The following is a 17,878-nucleotide window of genomic DNA, read 5'->3' as shown; positions in this document are numbered from 1 at the left end:
CATGACCATGAACACCCTTGAAGCCAGGCTCGACCAGGCCCGCCGCCTCTCGGCGGAGGCGCGGATGAACCCGAGTGACGGCGCGCTTCTCGCCGTGGCGGTCGCCGCCGTGCGAACAGCGGGCGCGGGGATGCTCGAACGGTTCGAGCCACTCCAGCGGACGCCCGCCGACCGCGACGGGGTGGTGAAGGCCATCCACCAGAACGACGCGGCATCACTCGGCCTGATGCGAGAGGTTCTGAAGACGGCGCGTCCGGAGGCGGGCTGGGTGGAGGACGAGCTGGAAGGAGGCCTGCTTCCCGGGGGCGAGTTCTGGGTCGTGGATCCCGTGGAGGGCAACGTCAACCATGTCCATGGCCTGACCGAGTGGGGCATCAGCGCGACGCTCGTGCGCGACAACGTCCCGGTCCTCACCGCGGTCCACGAACCGGTCGCGGACCGCCTCTACACCGCGGTGCGGGGAGCCGGGGTCGCCTGCGTGAACGGCGTGCCGATGCGGCCATCCAGCAAGGCCGAGCTCAAGGCCGCCATCGTCACGACCGGGCAGGCGAAGCCCGGGGAGACGCCCGAGACCTACCGGCGTATGGGCCAGGCGGTGACGGCCATGTTGCATGCGGCGCTCGTGGTGCGGATGACCGTGCCGGCCACGTTCCAGCTGGGGCTGGTAGCGGCGGGACACATCGATGGCTTCTGGCAGCACAGCGACGTGCGCTCGGGCCTCGTGGCGGGAGCATTGCTCGTGTCCGAGGCCGGAGGCGTCGTGACGGACACGCGCGGCAGGCCCTGGACGCTCGCGAGCGAGGACTTCCTCGCCTGTGCACCGGGAATCCACCGCGAGGCCGTCGAGGTCCTGCGCGCCATTGCCTGACAGCGGTCCCCTCTTGAAACGAACAAGGAGCCATTTCATGAAGCTCGGCATTCTGGGAGCAGGTCGCGTCGGTGGAACACTCGCGCGTGCGCTCGCGGGCAAGGGGCACGAGGTCATCGTTGGCACGCCCGACCCCGCGAAGAGAGCCGCCGCATGGCAGGGACCGCCGGTGAGCCACACGACGCTCGAAGCGGCGGCCAGCGCGGCGTCGTTCGTCATCCACGCCACGCCCGGTGACACGGCGCTCGAGACCCTGACGGCCCTACGCGAGCCCCTGCGAGGCAAGGTGCTCCTGGATGTGGCCAACGCGACGGTGCGGCTGCCCAACGGGCTTCCTGGAGGGCTTTGCCCTCCGGACAGCAGCCTGGGGGAGAAGCTCCAGGAAGCCCTTCCGGAAACCCGGGTGGTGAAGTCGCTGAACACCATGTTGTTCACCGTGATGACCGCGCCTGGAGCACTCGCGACGCCACCCACCGCGTTCCTGGGAGGCAATGACCCTGCCGCGAAGGAGCAGGTCGCCGTGCTGCTCGGTGAGCTGGGATGGCGCCCGGAGTGGATCCTGGACCTGGGTGGCATTGAAACGGCTCGCGCGACCGAGGCGCTGATCCTGCTGGTGCCTCACGTGATTCGCCGGCAGGGACTCGCGCCGTTCGCGGTCAGCGTCGTCCGCTGAGAGCGCCGGAGGTATACGGTGTATACTTCCAGACATCTTCCAGGAGGAGCACCGGATGGGCGACCGATGGATGCTGCGTGGAGCGGAAGTCCTCACCTGCGACCCCGAACAGCCGGACCTGCCGCGAGGCGACGTCCTGGTGGAGGACGGGGTCATCCTCGCGATGGGGCCCGAGCTGCGCGCGGAGGACTGCCGCGTCGTCGACCTGCACGGGAAGCTGCTCATGCCTGGGCTCATCGATGCGCATCGGCACACATGGCAGACGCCCTTGCGCGCCCTGGGCGCGGACTGGACGGTGATGGACTATCTGGCGGCGGTGCGGGTGAAGCTCTCGCCCGCGTTCCGGCCAGAGGACCTGCATGCCGCCAACCTGGCCGGAGCCCTGGAGGCCCTGGACGCGGGCATCACCACCCTCGTGGACTACTCCCATTGCATGGAAACGCCCGAGCACGCGGACGCCGCGCTCACGGCGCTCCAGGACGCGGGCATCCGGGCCCTCTTCGCGTATGGCTATGCCGCCGGGCCCCAGGAGAGCACCGCGCTGCCCACGCATGCGAGCCGGCTCCAGGACGCCAGACGCCTGCGCACCACCCGCCTTGCGTCCGACGGCGGGTTGGTCCGGATGGGCATCGCGCTGACGGAGATGCAGATTCCCTGGGAGCAGAGCCGGGCGGAAATCCTTTCGGCGCGCGAGCTGGGCGTCCCCATCACCGCTCACTGTTCCGCGTGGCCCATGCCGGGCCCGAGCGAGGTGCAGCGGATGGCGGCCGAGGGACTGCTCGGTCCGGATCTGCTCTTCGTCCATTGCACATGGAGCTCCGAGGAGGACTTGAAGCACATCGCCGGAAGCGGTGGCGCCATCGCGGTGACCCCGGAAACAGAGCTCCAGATGGGCATGGGTTTCCCTGTCACCGGACGCGCGTTGCACGCGGGGGTCCGGACCACACTGGGCTGCGACGTCGTCTCCAGCAACGGAGGGGACCTGTTCACCGCGATGAGGCTGGCGCTCCAGGTGGAGCGTGCGCGGGCCCACGAGCGCGAGGGCCTGTCCCGGGTCCTCTCGCTCAAGGCGGCACGCATGCTCCCCATGGTGACGCTCGATGCCGCGGAAGCCCTGGGCCTGGGGCGGGTCACGGGCTCGCTGCGCCCTGGAAAGGACGCGGACCTCATCGTCCTCGGCGCCGGGGCGCTGAACCTGACGCCGCTCAACCGCCCCCGTGACGCGGTGGTGCTCCAGGCGCATGCGGGCAATGTCGAGTCGGTGATGGTGCGCGGACAGTGGGCGAAGTTCCAGGGCGCCCTGGTCGGCGTGGACCTCGAAGCGGTGCGGCGCCGGGTGGTCGAGGCCCGCGACGCGGTGCTCGCCCGGGTGGGCGGAGCGGCGGCGCTCCTGGGTGAGCGGGAGGCGCTCGCCGCGCACTGGGAACTGGGCCGTGCGGACTGAAGTGGAAAGGAGGCCTCAACGCTTTCGCGGGGAGGTCTGCCGTGCGTCGATGCGCCGCTGGATTCCCTCCAGCATGAAGCCGAGGCTGGCCTCGAACTCGCGCCCGGCATCCGTGGCGCGCATGTGAGGCAGGCTGTGGGCCAGGCCCGGGTAATCCCCGGCGGAGAGCGCCTCCGCCGCCGCGAAGAACCTCTCGAAGGGAGGGGGCGCCCCCGGGGTGCTCACGTCCCAGGGCTCCTGTCTGCGAACCGCTCCGGCCAGCCAGGAGAAGAACGTGTTGTGCAGCGCGCCCGCCTCCTTCCAGGGGATGCCCGCGGCGTGCAGCTTGCGGACCGTCCTGTCGAGGATGACGAGCGCGGGCTGGACGACGGGGCCCTCCTCCAACAGGAAGTCCATCAGGCCCCGGTGCCGCAGGCCCACGGCGCGCAGGCGGCCCGCGAGCTTCCGGAGCCAAGCCACGGGAGCCAGCCGCTCCTCCGGCAACACGACGGCCCCGAGGATGGACTCGACGCACAGGAGCGCGAGCGCGTCCCGGTTCGCGACATGCTTGTACACGGCCATGGGCGTGACCCCGAGCCGTTCAGCCAGCGTCCGCATGGAGAGCTGCCGCAATCCCTGGTCGCGGACGAGCGCGACAGCGGTCTCCACCACGAGGTCCCGCGAGAGACGTGGAGAACGCCCGCCCGTGCCCCGGGGACCGGCCGCCTTGGTGCGCATGCGCTGAATCATACCCGGTTGGGGACCTGGCGGACGGCGGGCGTCACACTGAAGGGTGTGGCAGGGTTTGCCGCCAGCCAGCCTTCCCGGCCGGCCCAAACCCATGGAGCAACGATGAGCACGAGCACCGGCGCCGATTTCGATTTGACGAGCGAGAGCTTCTTCGCGAATCCCTTTCCGACGTTCGAGCGGCTGCGCACCCAGGCGCCCGTGTATTTCTTCGAGCCCTACCAGAGCTTCATCATCACGCGCGGCGCCGATATCGAGGTGGTCACCAAGAACCCGCGCTTCTCCTCGCAGCGCGCCACCGAGATGTTCGCGGGGATGGGACTGCTGGGGGAGGACGCGGCATCGAAGGAGATGCTCGCGAACTGGTCCCGGCTGACCTTCTTCCAGGACGCGCCGCGCCACACGCTGCTGCGTCAGCTCATCATGAAGGGCTTCACGCCCGCGGCGCTCGAGCGCTTCCGGCCCCGGCTCGCAGCACTCGTGGAGAGGGCCCTGGTGAAGGGACGGAGCCAGGGCGAGATGGACGTGGTCGCGGACTTCGCGGAGCCCATCGCCATCAATGCCATCGCAGAGCTGTTCGCGCTCCCCGAGGCGGACCGGTCGCGGTTCGTGCGCTGGGCGAAGGACCTGCTCAAGCCGGCGGGAGCGGGCGTCAACACGGACGACGCGAGGAATTCACTGCGGCAGACCTCCCACGAAATGTTTGCCTACCTGAGGGACATCGTGGAGAAGCGCCGCGCGGCGCCCGGCGACGACCTCATCAGCCAGCTCATCGCGGGAGAGGACGGCAATCCCCAGCTCGCGGGCGAGGCCGTCATCCAATCCTTCCAGATGATTGGCGCGGGCTTCGTCACGTCGACGAACCAGCTCACCAACACGGTCCTCGCGCTGCTGAAGCACCCCGAGGCCCTGAGCGCGTTGAGGGCGGACCGGGGGCTCGTCCGGGGCGCCATCGAAGAGAGCCTGCGCCATGAGCCGGCCGTCCTGTCCATCAACCGGCTGTGCAAGGAGGACACAGAGCTGAGCGGCACGCTCATTCCCAAGGGGCGGTTCGTCTACGCAATGGTCGCCTCGGCCAACCGCGACCCCTCGATGTTCCCCGACCCGGACCGCTTCGACATCACCCGGACGTCCAACCGGCAGATGACTTTCGGGGTTGGCGCCCACTACTGCCCCGGGGCTTCCTTGGTCCGGCTCGAGGTCGAGGAGGCCCTGCGCGCCCTGCTCGAGTTTCCGCGCTGGGAGTTCGTCGACAGGCCCTACAACTACCAGGGCTCCAACTTCCAGGACCGCGGGCCCAGCTCGCTGCACGTGCGCTTCCCACGGAGCTGAGAGCTCAGCCGGAGCAACCCACGGAGTTAATCTCGAACACCGCAAGCAGCGGCGTGAAGAGCAGACAAGAGAGCTTTGCGCCCTCCCGCGGTCTATCCTGGGGCATCGCGTTATACGGGTATGATTCCACTGTTCGCGGGAGGCGCCTCGCCATGTCCCTGGGATTCGAAGTCGAGTTGAACCACGTCAATGTGCGGACCCAATCCGGAGGACTCTTCGGAGAACCGTACAAGGGCGTGACCCTGTTCAAGACCCAGGTCCGGCCTGGCGTGAACGCGGTCATCGAGACAGGCACGATGGGAGGCTCGTCGACCCTGGAGCTTGTCTCCAACGTCGACATCAACCCCTACGACTCCGCCCCCGCCTGGAAGGTCCAGGTCGGCCAGCTCGTGGCGCTCGTCGAGGCCCTGTCGCACTGCACGACCAAGCAATCCATTGACTCCTTCGTGAGGCAGACCCGGTCCGCACCGCTCAAGTTCTCCCCCAAGCGGACCTCCAAGGACGTCGACGTCCGAATGGGTGCCCAGCCGGTGTCCTTCTGGCAGAGCCTCTGTTGCTGCTGGCCCTCGGAGGATCAACGGGTGACGGAAGTCCGGTCCGCCACGCTCCATTCCTCCGGCGGGCTCATTGCTAGCGACTGCATCCAGGTGAACTTCTCCACGAACCTGGACCACCTGGGCGACCGTCTTGTCAGCAACCAGCACCCTTTCGAAGAGCTCTTGGATAACATGCATCTCGATGACGAGATGCATGTCGCCAATGCCATCTACGATCTGGGGCTGCCCAATCAATTCGGCCGCCAGCACCCCCGGCTGCTGGCGTATCTGTTCCTGGTCTTGCACCGGCTGACGTTCGAAGGGAGCAAGGTGCCGGGGAAGAACCGCTTCCTCTTCCTGCCGCGCTTCGACCTCCTGGACATCCGCGAACGCTGCTTGAGCACGATGGAACGACGGATCCTGGATGACATGGAGGTCCAGGACATCGCCCAGCTCCGGCCCGTGAAGAGTCGCCTGCCGCTGACAGGCGTCTTCAGCAAGGCCTATCGCATGTCGAGGAGCACCGTTCACTCTCCCGTGCGGAACACGGTCGAGGAGTTCCTTGGCGCGGCCCTCCACGGCAACCTGGGGGGACTGAGCCGGAAGGTGGTCACCGAACACATCATGCGCGTCCCCGATTCGACCCTGCCCCGCTGGGTGGACGGAGCCGACAACATCGTCTTCGAGGGGCGGCTCGATACCTGGACGCGGTTCGCCGGAGAGAACACCGACCTGAGTGAGCTGAACACCCTGGGCACCCTGGATGCACTCAGGCAGGGCTTGACGAGGCTAGGCGACATCGTGACCTCGTACGACGTCGCCCCCGATACGGGAATGGTCACTCTGGACATCGAAGGGTCCCGCGAGGGTGAGGGAGATGGGCTGTTGATTCCCATCAACCAGCGGTTGTGAGCCGCCCCTGACAGGTCCATGCCGGCAATGACTAACGGGACGCGGAAGGCGCCGTGTCCTCGCCGAGCAGCAGCTGACGCACGATGGGCACGGGCGGGTAGCCGTGTGACACGACCGCGTCGTGGAAGCGCTGGAGGCTGAAGTCCTTGCCCCACTTCACCTTCGCGTCCTCGCGCAGCTCCATCAGCATCTTCTTGCCCAGCGCGTAGACGAGGTACGTCGGGTCGGACGTGCCGCGGCGGGCTTCGCGCTCCGCGTTGATGCGCGTCATGTAGGCCTCTTTCTCGAAGAGGCTCACGGCCTGGTCGTACGTCATCCCTCGCGTGTGCAGGGACAGGCCCGCCACGTAGCGCGCCAGCCGCTGGAGATAGAGCGCCAGCTGGTTCAGCCGCAGCCGGTCCGCCTGGGGGCCCGTGCCGCCGTAGCCCTCGTCCAGCATCATCTGCTCGGTGTACAGGCCCCAGCCCTCGCTGAAGGAGCCGGAGCCGAGCAGCCGGCGCACCTTGGACTGGATGCGATTGGTCCACAGGAACTGCACGTAGTGCCCGGGGTAGGCCTCGTGGATGGAGACGATGGGCAGCGCGTAGCGGTTGTAGAAGCTCATGTGCTGCGTCGTCTGCTCCGCGCTCCACGCCGGGTCCGGCGGCGTCACGTAGTAGTACGCCTCCGTTGCCTTCGTCTCGAACGGGCCGGGCGTACTCATGCTCGCGAAGGACAGCGCGCGGCTGAACACCGGCGTCTCCGCCACCTTCGCGCGAACTTCACTGGGCACCGTGATGATGCGGCGGTCGATGAGGAACTGGCGGATGTCCTCCAGCGTCGCCGTCGTGGTGGACACCAGCTCCGCCCCGGACGGGTGCTCCTTCCCCAGCTCGCGGTACACGTCCATGGGCGCCTTGCCCGGGGCAATCCGTCCCGCCACCTCGCGGAACTGGTCCTGCGTGCGCTTCATCTCCGCGCGCCCCCAGGCCAGCAGGGAATCAATGCTCTCGGTGACGCCCTCCTCGTACTGGAGCTTCTGGCGGTACGTCTCCTCTCCAATCGCGAAGTCGCCGTTCGAGCGGGCCAGCAGGTCGTCCTTCAGGAAGCGGATGTACCCGTCGATGGCCTCCAGGCAGCGCGCCTGCTCCTTCTTGAAGGCCTCCTGGAGCGCGGCGTCCTTCACCGGCTCGAAGGCCTGCGGCAGCGTCTGCGCATAGAGCGAGCGCGTGCCCTTCACCTGCTCCAGGGCGATCTCCGTCCACAGCTTCGGCGGGTTCTGGAGGCTCTTCGGCGCCGCCGCGAAGACCTCTGGCACCACCGCCATGCGCTGCACCACCGAGCGCATCCGCTCCTCCAGCGGGGCGAAGTCGCGGTTGATGAGCTGGAACACGGCGTTGGACGCGAAGCCCAGGTAGGCGTTCGGGTTGCGCTCCCACGAACGCACCGTCTCCAGGTCCAGGATGCGCGCCCGGAAGTGGTTCTCCAGGATGTCGTAGTCGGCCCGGTCCCCGGGCGGCAGCGCGGCGCGGTCCACCGCCTTGGGCAGCGCGGCCAGCCGCTCCTTCAGATACGCCAGGTGCGACGCCCGCTCCTCGGGCCGGAAGCCGCGCAGCTCGCCGTCATACGTGTGGACACCCGCGGAGGTGGCGGACATGGGCGAGCGGCGGAAGTGCTCCTCGAAGTGCGCGTCCACGAAGGCGCGCAGCGCCACCTGCGCGGGAGCCAACGCGGGCGCGGCGGACTGGGAGGCCGAGGACTCCGCCTGGACCGGTGGGCGTGACGTGGTGCAGCCAGGGGACAACAGCAGCAACGCGGCGAGGACGCTCGGGGTGCGCAGGGCGATCATGGAGCCTCGGGGGAAGGGACGCGCGAGCGTCGCCCAAGCCCCCTCCGGGGACAAGCGGTACCCGGGCGCGTCCTGGGAAGACGCCAGCGCTTCCGGATGCAACGCGGCCCTGGCCCTCCAGTGCGCTCCCTCGCTCGACGGTTCAGCGGTTTGGCGAGTGTCTGGAATGCGGCACGCCTTCTGCAAAACCAGAGGCGAGCACCTCCCTCCGTCTCGCGTGAAGAGGTCCCATGGCCGCCAATTACAAGAAGTTCTTCGCTGGCTCCCGCAACGTTCCGAAGGGCATCTCGCTCGGCTATCCCGTTCCCGGTCCGCAGGAGGCCAGCGCGGATCAAATCGCCGGACAGGCCTTCTTCGCCACGCCGAATGAGTGGAGCGACATCCAGGCGTCCGCGTATGACTTCATCGTGATTGGCACCGGGCCCACCGGCGTGGCCTTCATCGAGCAGACGCTGAAGCACAACCCGAACGCGCGCATCCTGGTATTGGAGCGGGGCGGCTTCTGGTTGCCCACGCACTACCAGATGCTGCCGCTCGCGTTCCAGGCTGCGACGGGCTCGCCGCCCACCACCTATCCGTGGACGCGCACGACGCGGATGGCGACCACGGAATCGGAGTTCTTCCAGGCCGGCTACATCCCCGTGCTGGGCGGGCGCTCCACCTACTGGAGCGCCTGGTGCCCGGCGCCGGGCCCCGACCTCATGCGCGACTGGCCGCAGGAGCTGATCGACGTCACGCTCCAGCCGGGCTTCTGGGACCGCGCCCGCGCCTTCCTGCACGTCACCTCGGTGGACAGGATCCACGATGGCGTCTACGGCAGCCTCCAGCACCAGCTGGACGTGAACCTCCGCGAGAACTTCAAGCACTACGTGCCCTCGGCGGGGAGCGCGTTCCCGGCGCCCATCGCCGTCGGCAACACGCCGTGGAAGGGGGTCAAGTTCTACAAGTACTCCACCGTCGGCACGCTGCTGGACCTGCAGCAGGCCCAGAAGGCGCTGGGGGCGCAGGGCAAGGGGCAGCCGCTGACCATCGTCGACCACTGCGTCGTCGACCGCCTGGTGCATGACGGCCATGGGACGGTGACCGCCCTCGAAACCAGCCGCGGTCCGCTGGCGGTGAGCTCGGCGAAGGTCGTGCTGGCGATGGGGACCATCCCGCCCGCGACGCTCCTGATGAACTCCTTCAAGGAGGCGCTGCCGAACATCGGCAAGCGATACACCGGGCATTTCATGTCTCACATCACGGCGCGAGTGAAGCGCTCGGCGTTCAAGGACCTGTCCTCGCTGGAGATCGGGGCCACGTACCTGGACGGCAAGGCGCCCAATGGCTTGCAGTACCACGTGCAGGCCAGCGCCTTCGCAGCCGCGAACCCGGAGGCGGACGAGAGCACCATTGCCCACGAAGCTCCGGACGCGGCGGCGGTCGCGTCGATGGCGCAGCTGAAGGGCTCCGAGGACTACGTGGTGTTCGTCTGCGCCACCCTGGGCGAGGTGAGCGAGAAGAACCCCGACAACTGGATCCGCATGAACGGCGGCACTTCGCCCTCCACCAACATCACCCTGCAGCTCCAGCCCGGCGTGCAGGACCATCACCTGTGGGACGTGCTCGACGAGGCGACGTATCAGACGCTCGACGTGCTGTCGGGGCGCGCGGGCTGCTCGGGCCCGGCCATCGAGTACTGGGTGGACAACGCGAGCGGCGACGGCGGGTTCTGGCAGTCAGAGCGGCCGGGCAAGAAGAGCATCCGCCTGAACATCATCGTGCACGAGGCCTCGCCGCTGTGGATGGGCAAGGACCCGGCGACGTCGGTGGTCGGCCTGGATTACCGGCCGCACGGCGTGCGCAACGTCTACGTGACGGGCGGGGCGCTCTTCCCCACGTCGGGCTCCTGGAACCCCACGCTGACCATGTGCGGCCTGGCGCAGGACCTGGCGGACCGGCTCCGCGGCTGAGCGGAAGCGTTCATTCGGAGCCCGTGGCCGTGCCGCGCGCGAGCGGTGTGACGTAGCGCGGTTCGACGGCGGGCCCGGCCGCGCCCTGCATCTTCTTGCCCGCGACGGCCATCACCGCGCCCAGGAGGGTGAACATCAGGTGCAGCACGCCGAGCGGCTTGAGCACCATCTGCCCGGCTCGGGTCTGTCCTGCCTGGACCCGGTCCACCTCGGGCTGGCGCTCGTCCTGGATCCGCTGGAAGACCTCTGCGTCCAGCGGACGCTCCTCGCGAATGGCATCCAGCAGGTGGTTGGCGGCCACGAACGTGTCTTTGATTGCGAGGTTCAGTCCCTGCCCTCCCGACGGAGACATGGTGTGCGCCGCGTCTCCCAGGAAGAGGACGCCGGGCGCATGCCAGCGCTTCACCCGGTCCACGAGGATGCGCAACACCTGCCACTCCGTGTGCTCGTCGAGCTTGCGCTCCACGTGGGGCCGGAGCCTCTCCGGCACCGTGGGCAGCAGCCTCCGGCGCAGCTCCGGAAGGTCCTTGCGCAACCCGTTGAGGTCGCCTGGCTCGCTGAAGGCGACGTGCAGCCGGTGACGCGTGGAGGGCTGGAAGACGACCACCCGCCCCTTGCCGAACATGTGGACCTGGAGCGACGTGGGCAGGGTCTCCGGTGCATCGGACAGGTCGAAGCGCAGCCAGAGTGCGTCGGCGGTTGTCTCGAACTGTTCGGTCTCCAGGCCGCAGGACCTGCGCAAGTGGCTGTTGCGGCCGTTGCAGACGATGAAGAGGTCCCCTTCGACGCGCTCCTCCACTCCTTCGCGGCGGGTGGTCAGCGCCACCACGCGTCCCTCTTCCCGCACGGCGTCGAGCACCGTGGTGCCGAAGTCCATGCGGTAGTGCGGATGCCGCATGCACTGCTCATGCAACAGCGCGAGCATCCCAGGCTGCGACACCACGGCTCCCACCTCCCGGGGACCGGGCACTCGGACCGAGCGGCGCTTGCCCACGTACATGACCCGCTCGATGTCCGGCAGGGCCTGCCCTCGCTCCAGCAGCGCGGCGAAGAGCCCCGCGCGCGCCAACGCTTCAACGACCGGTGCCTGCAGGAGCTCTCCGCGAAACTCGCGCTCGAAGTCCGGGTGGCGCTCCAGGACGCGGACCGGGACGCCGTTCGTGACCAACTGATACGCGAGGAGCATTCCGGCGGGACCACCGCCCACGATGACGATGCGAGGAGGCTTCATGGCGGCCCTTCTACCGGACTCCTCCATCCGATCACGCCCTCTTGGAAGCCAACGAGGGGGCACCCGGACAACCTGCGTGGGAGGCGCCCACGCACGGTATGCGGCCCCGACTCAAGGCGCCGCCTCCAGGCCCTTGATGAAGTCGATGAACGCCCGCAGCGGCGCGGGCACCAGGCGCCTCCCGGGGTAGTAGAGGAACGGCCCCGGGAAGTCCTGCCACCAGGACTCGAGGACGGGTACCAGCGCGCCGCTATCCAGGTGCGGGCGCAGCCAGCCCTCGAAGAGGTGCACGACGCCCGTGCCGGCGAGGGCGGCATCGACGGAGAGGTCGGCGGCCCCACCCACACGGACGGTCAGCGGCCCCGAGGGTTCAATCCGCACCACCTCGCCGTCGCGCTCGAACTCCCACGGGGTCATCGCACCACTGGCGAAGCGCCCGCGCAGACAGGCATGGTTCAAGAGGTCCCGGGGGTGTTCCGGCCGTCCATGCCGCTCCAGGTACCCCGGGGACGCGGCCGTGGCGAAGCGCTGGACGCGCGGCCCGATGGGCACCGCGATCATGTCCTGCTCCAGCCGTTCGTCGTAGCGGATGCCCGCGTCGCATCCCGCCTCGAGCACGTCGACGAAGCTGTCGTCGGCGATGACCTCCAGCTGGATGTCGGGATACGCGGCGAGGAACGGAGGAACGATGCCCGGCAGCACCAGCCGTGACGCGCTGACGGGCACGTTGAGGCGCAACACCCCGGCGGGCCGGCTGCGAAAGCCGTTCACCACATCGAGCGCGGCTTCCATCTCCGTCAACGCGGGGGCCAGGCGCAACAGCAGGCCCTCCCCGGCCTCGGTGGGGACCACGCTTCGCGTCGTCCTGTTGAGCAGCCGGACGCCCAGCCGCTCCTCCAGCCGGCGGACCGCGTCGCTCAGCGAGGACGCGCTGCTGCCGCTCAGGCGCGCGCCCTCGCGGAAGCTCCGGGACCGCGCCACCACCACGAAGGCGTTCAAATCACCCAGGTCGACCTTCACTGTCCGCCGCTCCGCACAACCTGTACGGGTCGTGCCCCGTTATCCCAAGCGCCCAATGCGACTATCCATGCCCTATCTCGAAAGGAGATGGAGCATGCCCGGTATCGACCCATCCAGCACCTTCCCCCTTGGTGGCCGCAGCGTGAAGCGCCTTGGCTATGGAGCCATGCAGCTCGCGGGGCCCGGGGTGTTCGGCCCCCCGAAGGACCCCGACGCGGCACGGGCCGTGTTGCGCGAGGTCGTGGCTCGCGGGGTGAACCACATCGACACCAGCGACTTCTACGGCCCGCACGTCACCAATCAGCTGATCCGCGAGGCGCTCGCGCCCTACCCCGGCGACCTCGTCATCGTCACCAAGATTGGCGCCCGGCGGGGCGACGACGGCGCGTGGCTGCCGGCCTACTCACCCGAAGCGCTGACCCAGGCCGTGCACGACAACCTGCGCAACCTGGGGCTCGACGTGCTGGACGTGGTCAACCTGCGGATCATGTTCAGCACACACGGCCCCGCTGAAGGGTCCATTGAAGCGCCCCTCACCGCCCTCGCCGAGCTCCAGCGCAAGGGGCTGGTGCGCCACATCGGGCTGAGCAACGTGACCGCCACGCAGGTCGCCGAAGGACGGCGGATCGCGGACATCGTCTGCGTGCAGAACCACTACAACCTGGCGCACCGGCACGACGATGCGCTCATCGACGCGCTCGCCCGCGACCGCATTGCCTACGTGCCATTCTTTCCGCTGGGAGGCTTCAGCCCGCTCCAGTCGTCCACGCTGTCCGGCGTCGCCGAACGCCTGGGGGCGACGCCCATGCAGGTCGCGCTCGCGTGGTTGCTCCACCGCGCGCCCAACATCCTGCTGATCCCCGGCACCGCCTCCGTCGCACACCTGCGGGAGAACCTGGCCGCGGCGGAGCTTCCGTTGCCGGAGGACGCGCTCCGGGAGCTGGACGTCATGGGCCGCGCCAATCCCACGTCCCGGGCAGACGCGAGCGCTTCCTGAAACAACGTGGTCCCCTTTCGCCCAGGCGTCTCCACGCACGCCGGGCGCAGGCGGCACGGCTTTTTGACAACCCAAAGACAGACGCCCACTGACACCAGGACCCGACTTCGGTCGGCCCAAAGCCTCTTGACCCATTCAGCGCTCGCGCTTCGCCCGGTGAGGTGAGGACCCGGTCATTGCATGCTGGACTCTCCTCGGTGGCAGGGCTGCAAGAATCACGTCCGGAGCGCCCCAGCGCCATGAAGCTCCGGGCCACGTGGCGCGAGCCGGGGTCCACGGCGGAGCCGGTCAGAACGCGCGCAGGCCCAGCGCATACGCGGAGATGGACGCCATGGAGGAATCCTCGTGGTCCTTCGACGCGACCGCGCAGCCCGAGTTCACCGGCCGGATGAGCCACTGCATGTTGCGCGCCGACAGGGAGGCGGTGACGTCAGGGTGGGCGCCATTGCCGCTGGTAGCCGTACCGACGGACGGGCAGCCGCGCAGCTGCGCCGCGGTCAGCCCCGAGTTCTGCTCGGTGAAGCTGTGTGAGACCTCGTGCGCGCCGACGTCCAGTCTGGCCCGCGGGTAGAACGTGGTGTACCCGTGATTGCTCAGCGGGAGTCGCGCAGCCGCTCCAGCAGCTCCGCGACGACGGGCCGCACCGGGGCGTGGGCGCGTTGCACGGCATGCACCGCGTTGGTCAGCGCGGGCTTGCCCCAGCCCACCACGCTCAGGGCTCGCCCCTTCGGGATGCAGAAGCTGGGGACGACGGCGACGCCCCGTCCTTGCGCCACCCACTCCAGCACCTCCTCCAGCTCCTCGAAGTGCGCGGTGCTGTACCAGTGGGGATGGCGCCTGCCGAAGTGGTGGCCCAGCCACCGCCCCACCACGTAGTCCCCCTCGTCGTACGTCACCAACGGCACGTCCTGGAAGTGCTCCTGCACGCGCAGGCGCCGGGCCCAGGCCCGCCCCGCGACGAGCACGAGCTGTTCCTCGTAGACAGGCGTCAGCGTAAGCCGTGGGTGCACCGTGCTCCGGAAGGAGAAGCCCACGTCCACCTGGCCCTCCCGAACCTGGAGAAAAACCTCCTCCGCCGACGGATAGCGCAGTGTCAGCGCCCGGTGCAGCGACTCCGACTCCCGCAGCAGCGGGAAGAGCACGTAACGGCCAAAGCCAGACACTGCGGCGATCTCCAGCGGCCGGTCCTCTTTCTCCCCCTGCAACACCGCCTGCACGTCCCGGGCGAAGCCGCCGAGGAACCGGAAGAGCCGGTCCGCCATGGGCGTGGGCACGAGCCGCGCCGACCGGCGTTCGAACAGCGGCGCGCCGAGCGTCTCCTCCAACCGGCGCAACTGGTAGCTCACCGTCGGCTGTGTGCGATGCAGGCGCGCCGCGGCTTCCGTCACGCCCCGGCATTCGTAGACGGTCACGAACGTGCGCAGGAAGGGAAGGTCGGGGAAGTCCATCGAAGTCTTCTATGGATTCAACGCGAAACTATCAATTGGCGTCCACGGGCCTGAACGCGCACCTTGCCGTGCATGTCGAAGACCCTCCCGCTGGTGACGCTCGCGCTGCTCACGGCCTGTGTGCGGACCGGCCCGCTTCCCTCTCCAGGACCGTTCTCGCGCCTGCACAACACCCCCGAGGAGGCCGTGCAGGCGTACTTCCAGGCTTCGGACACGGGCTCCAGCCGGCTGCTGCGGTCCGCGTTCCACCCCGACGTGCTCATGCACTGGGTGGACGGGACGGAAGGCTCGCTGCGGACCCGGACGCAGCTGGAGTGGTGGCAGCTGCTGGATGCGGCTGCGAAAGCGCCCCAGCCCGCGGCCGGACGCAGCCTGACGGTGCTCGACCGCGAGGGTCCTTTCGCGTTGATGGAGGCGGTGTCCCATTGGCCGGACCACACGTTCGACGACCTGCTGCTCGTCGTGGAGACGCCCGTGGGCTGGCGCATCGTGGGCAAGGTGTTTCAACGGCTCGCACCTGGAGAGGTCGCGGCCACGTCACCTTCCGCGCAGCAGGAGGTTCGCACGGTGCTCGACGCGAAGATCGAAGCGCATGCGCTCTACAGCCACGCATTGCTGCACCAATCCCATACACCGGGCTGCCTCTATTACCGCGTGCACGTCGAGGGGGTACCCTTCGCTTGGGGCACCTTGTCCGAGGCCGCGGCCCGCTACGCGGCGAACGCGGAGGCAGGCATCCAGGACCCGGAGAGCCCGTGGACCATCCTGAAGGTAGAGATCCGGGGCAACGTGGCCGCGGCGAAGCTGGAGGTCCGCGTGGGTGACGCGCGCTTCATCGACCACCTGCTGCTGGTGCGCACTGGTGGGCAGTGGCGCATCTCCGCCGCGGCCTGGGGCAATCCTCTTCTCTCTCCGTGAGACGTCTCAGGCGACAGCTTCGAGTGCGGCGATAGCCGTTGCCAGGGCCCGCGTGAAAGGCCGGTCGTCCTGGCGCTGTCCTTCCAATGCGCGCAGCGCAGGGAGCAACGACGGGTCTCCCAGTGCTCCGGCGGCCTCCACGAACTCCTCGCGGACACGCGAGCGGCGGAGAACCCTGCGCAGCGGATCCAGGATTCGTGGATCCTTGCGGTACGCGAGCAGCAGCACGGCTTCGGCCCGAATCATCGGACTCACGTCGTCCATGCGGCGCACGAGCACGTCTCGCAGTCCGGGCGTATCGACTTCCGGGGGCAGCGTCCGCAGGTGGGCCATCACCAGACCGCGGACCCCTTCGTCCGGGTCGTCGGCGAACGCGAGGAGCACGGGCAGGAGCTCTTCGCCCGGCGACTTCAGGATGTTCAGCAGCACCGCTCCGCGGACCCGAGCGGAGGGATGGTCCCGCAGGGGAGTAATGACTCCCGTCACCCTCGAGTCCTCCAGGTGTCCCAGGCCCAGGATGAGCGACTCCAAGACCTGTGCGTCCTTCTCTCTGGAGAGCAGCGGAAGCATCAGGTCCGCGGCGCGCGACCGCAGGTCTGGGGGCTGTTCGAGCTGCGCCAGGATGTCGGCGCCGCGTGCCCGTTCCCTGGGAAGCGGCGAGCGAAGCAGCGCGCTGGCGGCGGCGAAGACCTTCTCCCCTCCCCTGCGACGCAGGGCGTAGATTGCCTCCCAGGCCTCAGAGCTCTCCGGCACGCCTCTCAGCGCGACGGCCACGAGTGCGTCCACCGTCCTGTCATCCCTATCTGGGTCGTGCGTCACGCACCCAGCCTCCGCCAGCAGAGCGCGGCGTGTCACGCACGGACTGCCCGCTGCCGTCGACGAGGAGGCGACACAGGCGTGCCAGGGAGGTCACCCGGAGTTCGTCGACACGTCTGACGCGGAGGCACGGCTCGGGCGGATGCGGCCGGATTCATCCTGCGCAGGCGTGACCCCGCTGGCGAGGTCGTGCGGAAAGGCTGGCGCCGCTCACGAATCAGTGGGCTCTGGGGCGCCCCGCCATGGATGAGTCAAAAGAGCACTGCCTACCAGCCCGTTGGTGGGTGGAGGGGCCCTGAGTGCCAGGAGGTGGCCCGGCGTCCTCATGCGTCACCAAGCAGGTGTTGGAAGGTGGAGGCTCAAGCTGACAGCCCTCCTCCGGAGATGAGGTGTCCCAACCTGTCCGACAGTCAGACCGGTTTCCGGTGACGCCCAGGGCGGATGGAAGATTCAGCTCCCTGCTGTCAGCCTCCACGGGAAGGGCCTCACCATGGGGGATGAGTGCGCCCCTGAGTGCATTGATGTCCTTCGTTGCTGGCGCGAGCTGGCCGAGGCCGTGCTCCTCAACACAGGGGCGTGCCTCGAATGCCTCGTCCTGCTCGGTGACTGACGTAGGCGCGCCGAGGCCACGCGTCTCAGCGCAGCTCTGGACCTCAAATGCATCGTCCTGCCTGGTGGTGGATATGAGGCCGCCGGGGCCAGGCGTTTCAATGCAAGGGTGTGCCTCGGGCGCATCGTCCTGCGAGGTGGCTGACGCGGGAGCGCAGTGATGGCCCTCCTGAGCGTGAGGAGCCTTGGGAGACGCATCCTCCCGAGGGACGGGGGCGAATTGGTCAAGCACAAGCTCGTCGTACGCCTTCATCAGCGTCGGCAGCTGCTGCTGGAGCGCCTGCACGTCGCGCGCATACAGCGCATCCAACGCGCAGATGACCCACTGGCGCATCACATCGCCGCCCATGAAGGGCAGCAGCCGGTCCGCGATGCCCCGGAAGGCCCGCTGCAGCGACTGGATGAGGAGCAGGTGCCCGGGCCGTGAAGCCACCTGGGCAGAAAGCCGCAGCAACTCGAATTCCAGCTGCGCGCAGCGCTCCTTGGGGTGGTACCAGCGCGCCGCGTCCTGGAGCGCGTAGCAGGTGCTCTCCAGCGGCCCCAGGGCCACGGCGGAGGCATTCGCGCA

Annotated in this window: 15 protein-coding genes; 9 read left to right on the top strand and 6 right to left on the bottom strand. The window is 68.6% G+C overall.

Going from position 1 to position 17,878, the window contains the following annotated elements; translation table 11 throughout:
• Positions 1–7: 7 nt before the first annotated feature.
• From D7W81_RS15435 to D7W81_RS15425, 3 genes are read left to right on the top strand one after another with little or no spacing between them, the layout of a single operon-like run.
• Positions 8–868, top strand: a complete 861-nt coding sequence (locus D7W81_RS15435) for an inositol monophosphatase family protein (RefSeq protein ID WP_244227226.1) — start codon at positions 8–10, stop codon at positions 866–868.
• Between the two features lie 37 nt (positions 869–905).
• Entirely contained in the window at positions 906–1,541 is a 636-nt protein-coding gene (locus tag D7W81_RS15430) for an NADPH-dependent F420 reductase (RefSeq protein WP_120556134.1), read from the top strand.
• A gap of 55 nt (positions 1,542–1,596) precedes the next feature.
• Positions 1,597–2,985, top strand: coding sequence for an amidohydrolase family protein (locus D7W81_RS15425; RefSeq protein ID WP_120556133.1), 1,389 nt, complete (start codon positions 1,597–1,599; stop codon positions 2,983–2,985).
• 15 nt (positions 2,986–3,000) lie between these two features.
• On the opposite strand, the gene D7W81_RS15420 is transcribed toward D7W81_RS15425, so the two are convergent.
• Positions 3,001–3,702 carry a TetR/AcrR family transcriptional regulator gene (locus D7W81_RS15420; RefSeq protein WP_158621603.1) on the bottom strand — a complete coding sequence of 234 codons (702 nt, stop codon included), beginning with the start codon at positions 3,700–3,702 and terminating at the stop codon, positions 3,001–3,003.
• Between the two features lie 114 nt (positions 3,703–3,816).
• Here D7W81_RS15420 and D7W81_RS15415 point away from each other — a divergent pair, with 114 nt between their 5' ends.
• Both D7W81_RS15415 and D7W81_RS15410 read left to right on the top strand, forming a co-directional pair.
• A complete protein-coding gene (locus tag D7W81_RS15415; RefSeq protein WP_158621602.1) occupies positions 3,817–5,043 on the top strand; it encodes a cytochrome P450 in 1,227 nt (408 codons plus the stop codon).
• Positions 5,044–5,195: 152 nt separating this feature from the next.
• Positions 5,196–6,491 (top strand): hypothetical protein, encoded by a 1,296-nt coding sequence (locus D7W81_RS15410; RefSeq protein ID WP_120556131.1) that lies wholly within the window; start codon positions 5,196–5,198, stop codon positions 6,489–6,491.
• A 31-nt stretch (positions 6,492–6,522) separates the two neighbouring features.
• Here the strand turns inward: D7W81_RS15410 and D7W81_RS15405 are convergent, their stop codons facing one another.
• Entirely contained in the window at positions 6,523–8,319 is a 1,797-nt protein-coding gene (locus tag D7W81_RS15405) for a DUF885 domain-containing protein (protein ID WP_120556145.1), read from the bottom strand.
• Positions 8,320–8,549: 230 nt separating this feature from the next.
• Here D7W81_RS15405 and D7W81_RS15400 point away from each other — a divergent pair, with 230 nt between their 5' ends.
• Entirely contained in the window at positions 8,550–10,271 is a 1,722-nt protein-coding gene (locus tag D7W81_RS15400) for a GMC oxidoreductase (protein WP_120556130.1), read from the top strand.
• 10 nt (positions 10,272–10,281) lie between these two features.
• Here D7W81_RS15400 and D7W81_RS15395 read toward each other — a convergent pair whose 3' ends face one another.
• Both D7W81_RS15395 and D7W81_RS15390 read right to left on the bottom strand, forming a co-directional pair.
• On the bottom strand, positions 10,282–11,502 hold the full coding sequence (locus D7W81_RS15395; protein WP_120556129.1) for an FAD-dependent monooxygenase: 1,221 nt from the start codon (positions 11,500–11,502) through the stop codon (positions 10,282–10,284).
• A gap of 111 nt (positions 11,503–11,613) precedes the next feature.
• Positions 11,614–12,522, bottom strand: a complete 909-nt coding sequence (locus D7W81_RS15390) for a LysR family transcriptional regulator (RefSeq protein ID WP_120556128.1) — start codon at positions 12,520–12,522, stop codon at positions 11,614–11,616.
• Between the two features lie 94 nt (positions 12,523–12,616).
• Between D7W81_RS15390 and D7W81_RS15385 the strand changes: the two genes are divergently transcribed.
• The gene (locus tag D7W81_RS15385) at positions 12,617–13,519 is read left to right on the top strand and encodes an aldo/keto reductase family oxidoreductase (protein WP_120556127.1); all 903 of its coding nucleotides are present in this window, start codon (positions 12,617–12,619) and stop codon (positions 13,517–13,519) included.
• A gap of 593 nt (positions 13,520–14,112) precedes the next feature.
• On the opposite strand, the gene D7W81_RS15380 is transcribed toward D7W81_RS15385, so the two are convergent.
• Positions 14,113–14,967, bottom strand: coding sequence for a LysR family transcriptional regulator (locus D7W81_RS15380; RefSeq protein WP_120556126.1), 855 nt, complete (start codon positions 14,965–14,967; stop codon positions 14,113–14,115).
• A 72-nt stretch (positions 14,968–15,039) separates the two neighbouring features.
• On the opposite strand from D7W81_RS15380, the gene D7W81_RS15375 reads away from it, so the two are divergent.
• Positions 15,040–15,885: a nuclear transport factor 2 family protein gene (locus tag D7W81_RS15375; RefSeq protein WP_120556125.1), complete on the top strand. Its 846-nt coding sequence runs from the start codon at positions 15,040–15,042 to the stop codon at positions 15,883–15,885.
• 6 nt (positions 15,886–15,891) lie between these two features.
• Here D7W81_RS15375 and D7W81_RS15370 read toward each other — a convergent pair whose 3' ends face one another.
• A complete protein-coding gene (locus tag D7W81_RS15370; RefSeq protein ID WP_147445495.1) occupies positions 15,892–16,671 on the bottom strand; it encodes a HEAT repeat domain-containing protein in 780 nt (259 codons plus the stop codon).
• A gap of 859 nt (positions 16,672–17,530) precedes the next feature.
• Between D7W81_RS15370 and D7W81_RS41975 the strand changes: the two genes are divergently transcribed.
• Positions 17,531–17,737, top strand: a complete 207-nt coding sequence (locus D7W81_RS41975) for a hypothetical protein (protein ID WP_147445494.1) — start codon at positions 17,531–17,533, stop codon at positions 17,735–17,737.
• Positions 17,738–17,878 lie beyond the last annotated feature (141 nt).

Source organism: Corallococcus aberystwythensis (assembly GCF_003612165.1).
Classification (GTDB): domain Bacteria; phylum Myxococcota; class Myxococcia; order Myxococcales; family Myxococcaceae; genus Corallococcus; species Corallococcus aberystwythensis.
The sequence above is the reverse complement of the archived record's forward strand: the minus strand, read 5'-3'. Positions and strand labels throughout refer to the sequence as shown.

What these genes read in the sequence shown, in the direction of transcription:
- D7W81_RS15380 (WP_120556126.1), bottom strand. Translation starts at nt 14,967, where the DNA reads ATGGACTTCCCCGACCTTCCCTTCCTGCGCACGTTCGTGACCGTCTAC.
- D7W81_RS15425 (WP_120556133.1), top strand. Translation starts at nt 1,597, where the DNA reads ATGGGCGACCGATGGATGCTGCGTGGAGCGGAAGTCCTCACCTGCGAC.
- D7W81_RS15410 (WP_120556131.1), top strand. Translation starts at nt 5,196, where the DNA reads ATGTCCCTGGGATTCGAAGTCGAGTTGAACCACGTCAATGTGCGGACC.
- D7W81_RS15420 (WP_158621603.1), bottom strand. Translation starts at nt 3,702, where the DNA reads ATGCGCACCAAGGCGGCCGGTCCCCGGGGCACGGGCGGGCGTTCTCCA.
- D7W81_RS15385 (WP_120556127.1), top strand. Translation starts at nt 12,617, where the DNA reads ATGCCCGGTATCGACCCATCCAGCACCTTCCCCCTTGGTGGCCGCAGC.
- D7W81_RS15415 (WP_158621602.1), top strand. Translation starts at nt 3,817, where the DNA reads ATGAGCACGAGCACCGGCGCCGATTTCGATTTGACGAGCGAGAGCTTC.
- D7W81_RS15400 (WP_120556130.1), top strand. Translation starts at nt 8,550, where the DNA reads ATGGCCGCCAATTACAAGAAGTTCTTCGCTGGCTCCCGCAACGTTCCG.
- D7W81_RS15430 (WP_120556134.1), top strand. Translation starts at nt 906, where the DNA reads ATGAAGCTCGGCATTCTGGGAGCAGGTCGCGTCGGTGGAACACTCGCG.
- D7W81_RS15405 (WP_120556145.1), bottom strand. Translation starts at nt 8,319, where the DNA reads ATGATCGCCCTGCGCACCCCGAGCGTCCTCGCCGCGTTGCTGCTGTTG.
- D7W81_RS15435 (WP_244227226.1), top strand. Translation starts at nt 8, where the DNA reads ATGAACACCCTTGAAGCCAGGCTCGACCAGGCCCGCCGCCTCTCGGCG.
- D7W81_RS15375 (WP_120556125.1), top strand. Translation starts at nt 15,040, where the DNA reads ATGTCGAAGACCCTCCCGCTGGTGACGCTCGCGCTGCTCACGGCCTGT.
- D7W81_RS15395 (WP_120556129.1), bottom strand. Translation starts at nt 11,502, where the DNA reads ATGAAGCCTCCTCGCATCGTCATCGTGGGCGGTGGTCCCGCCGGAATG.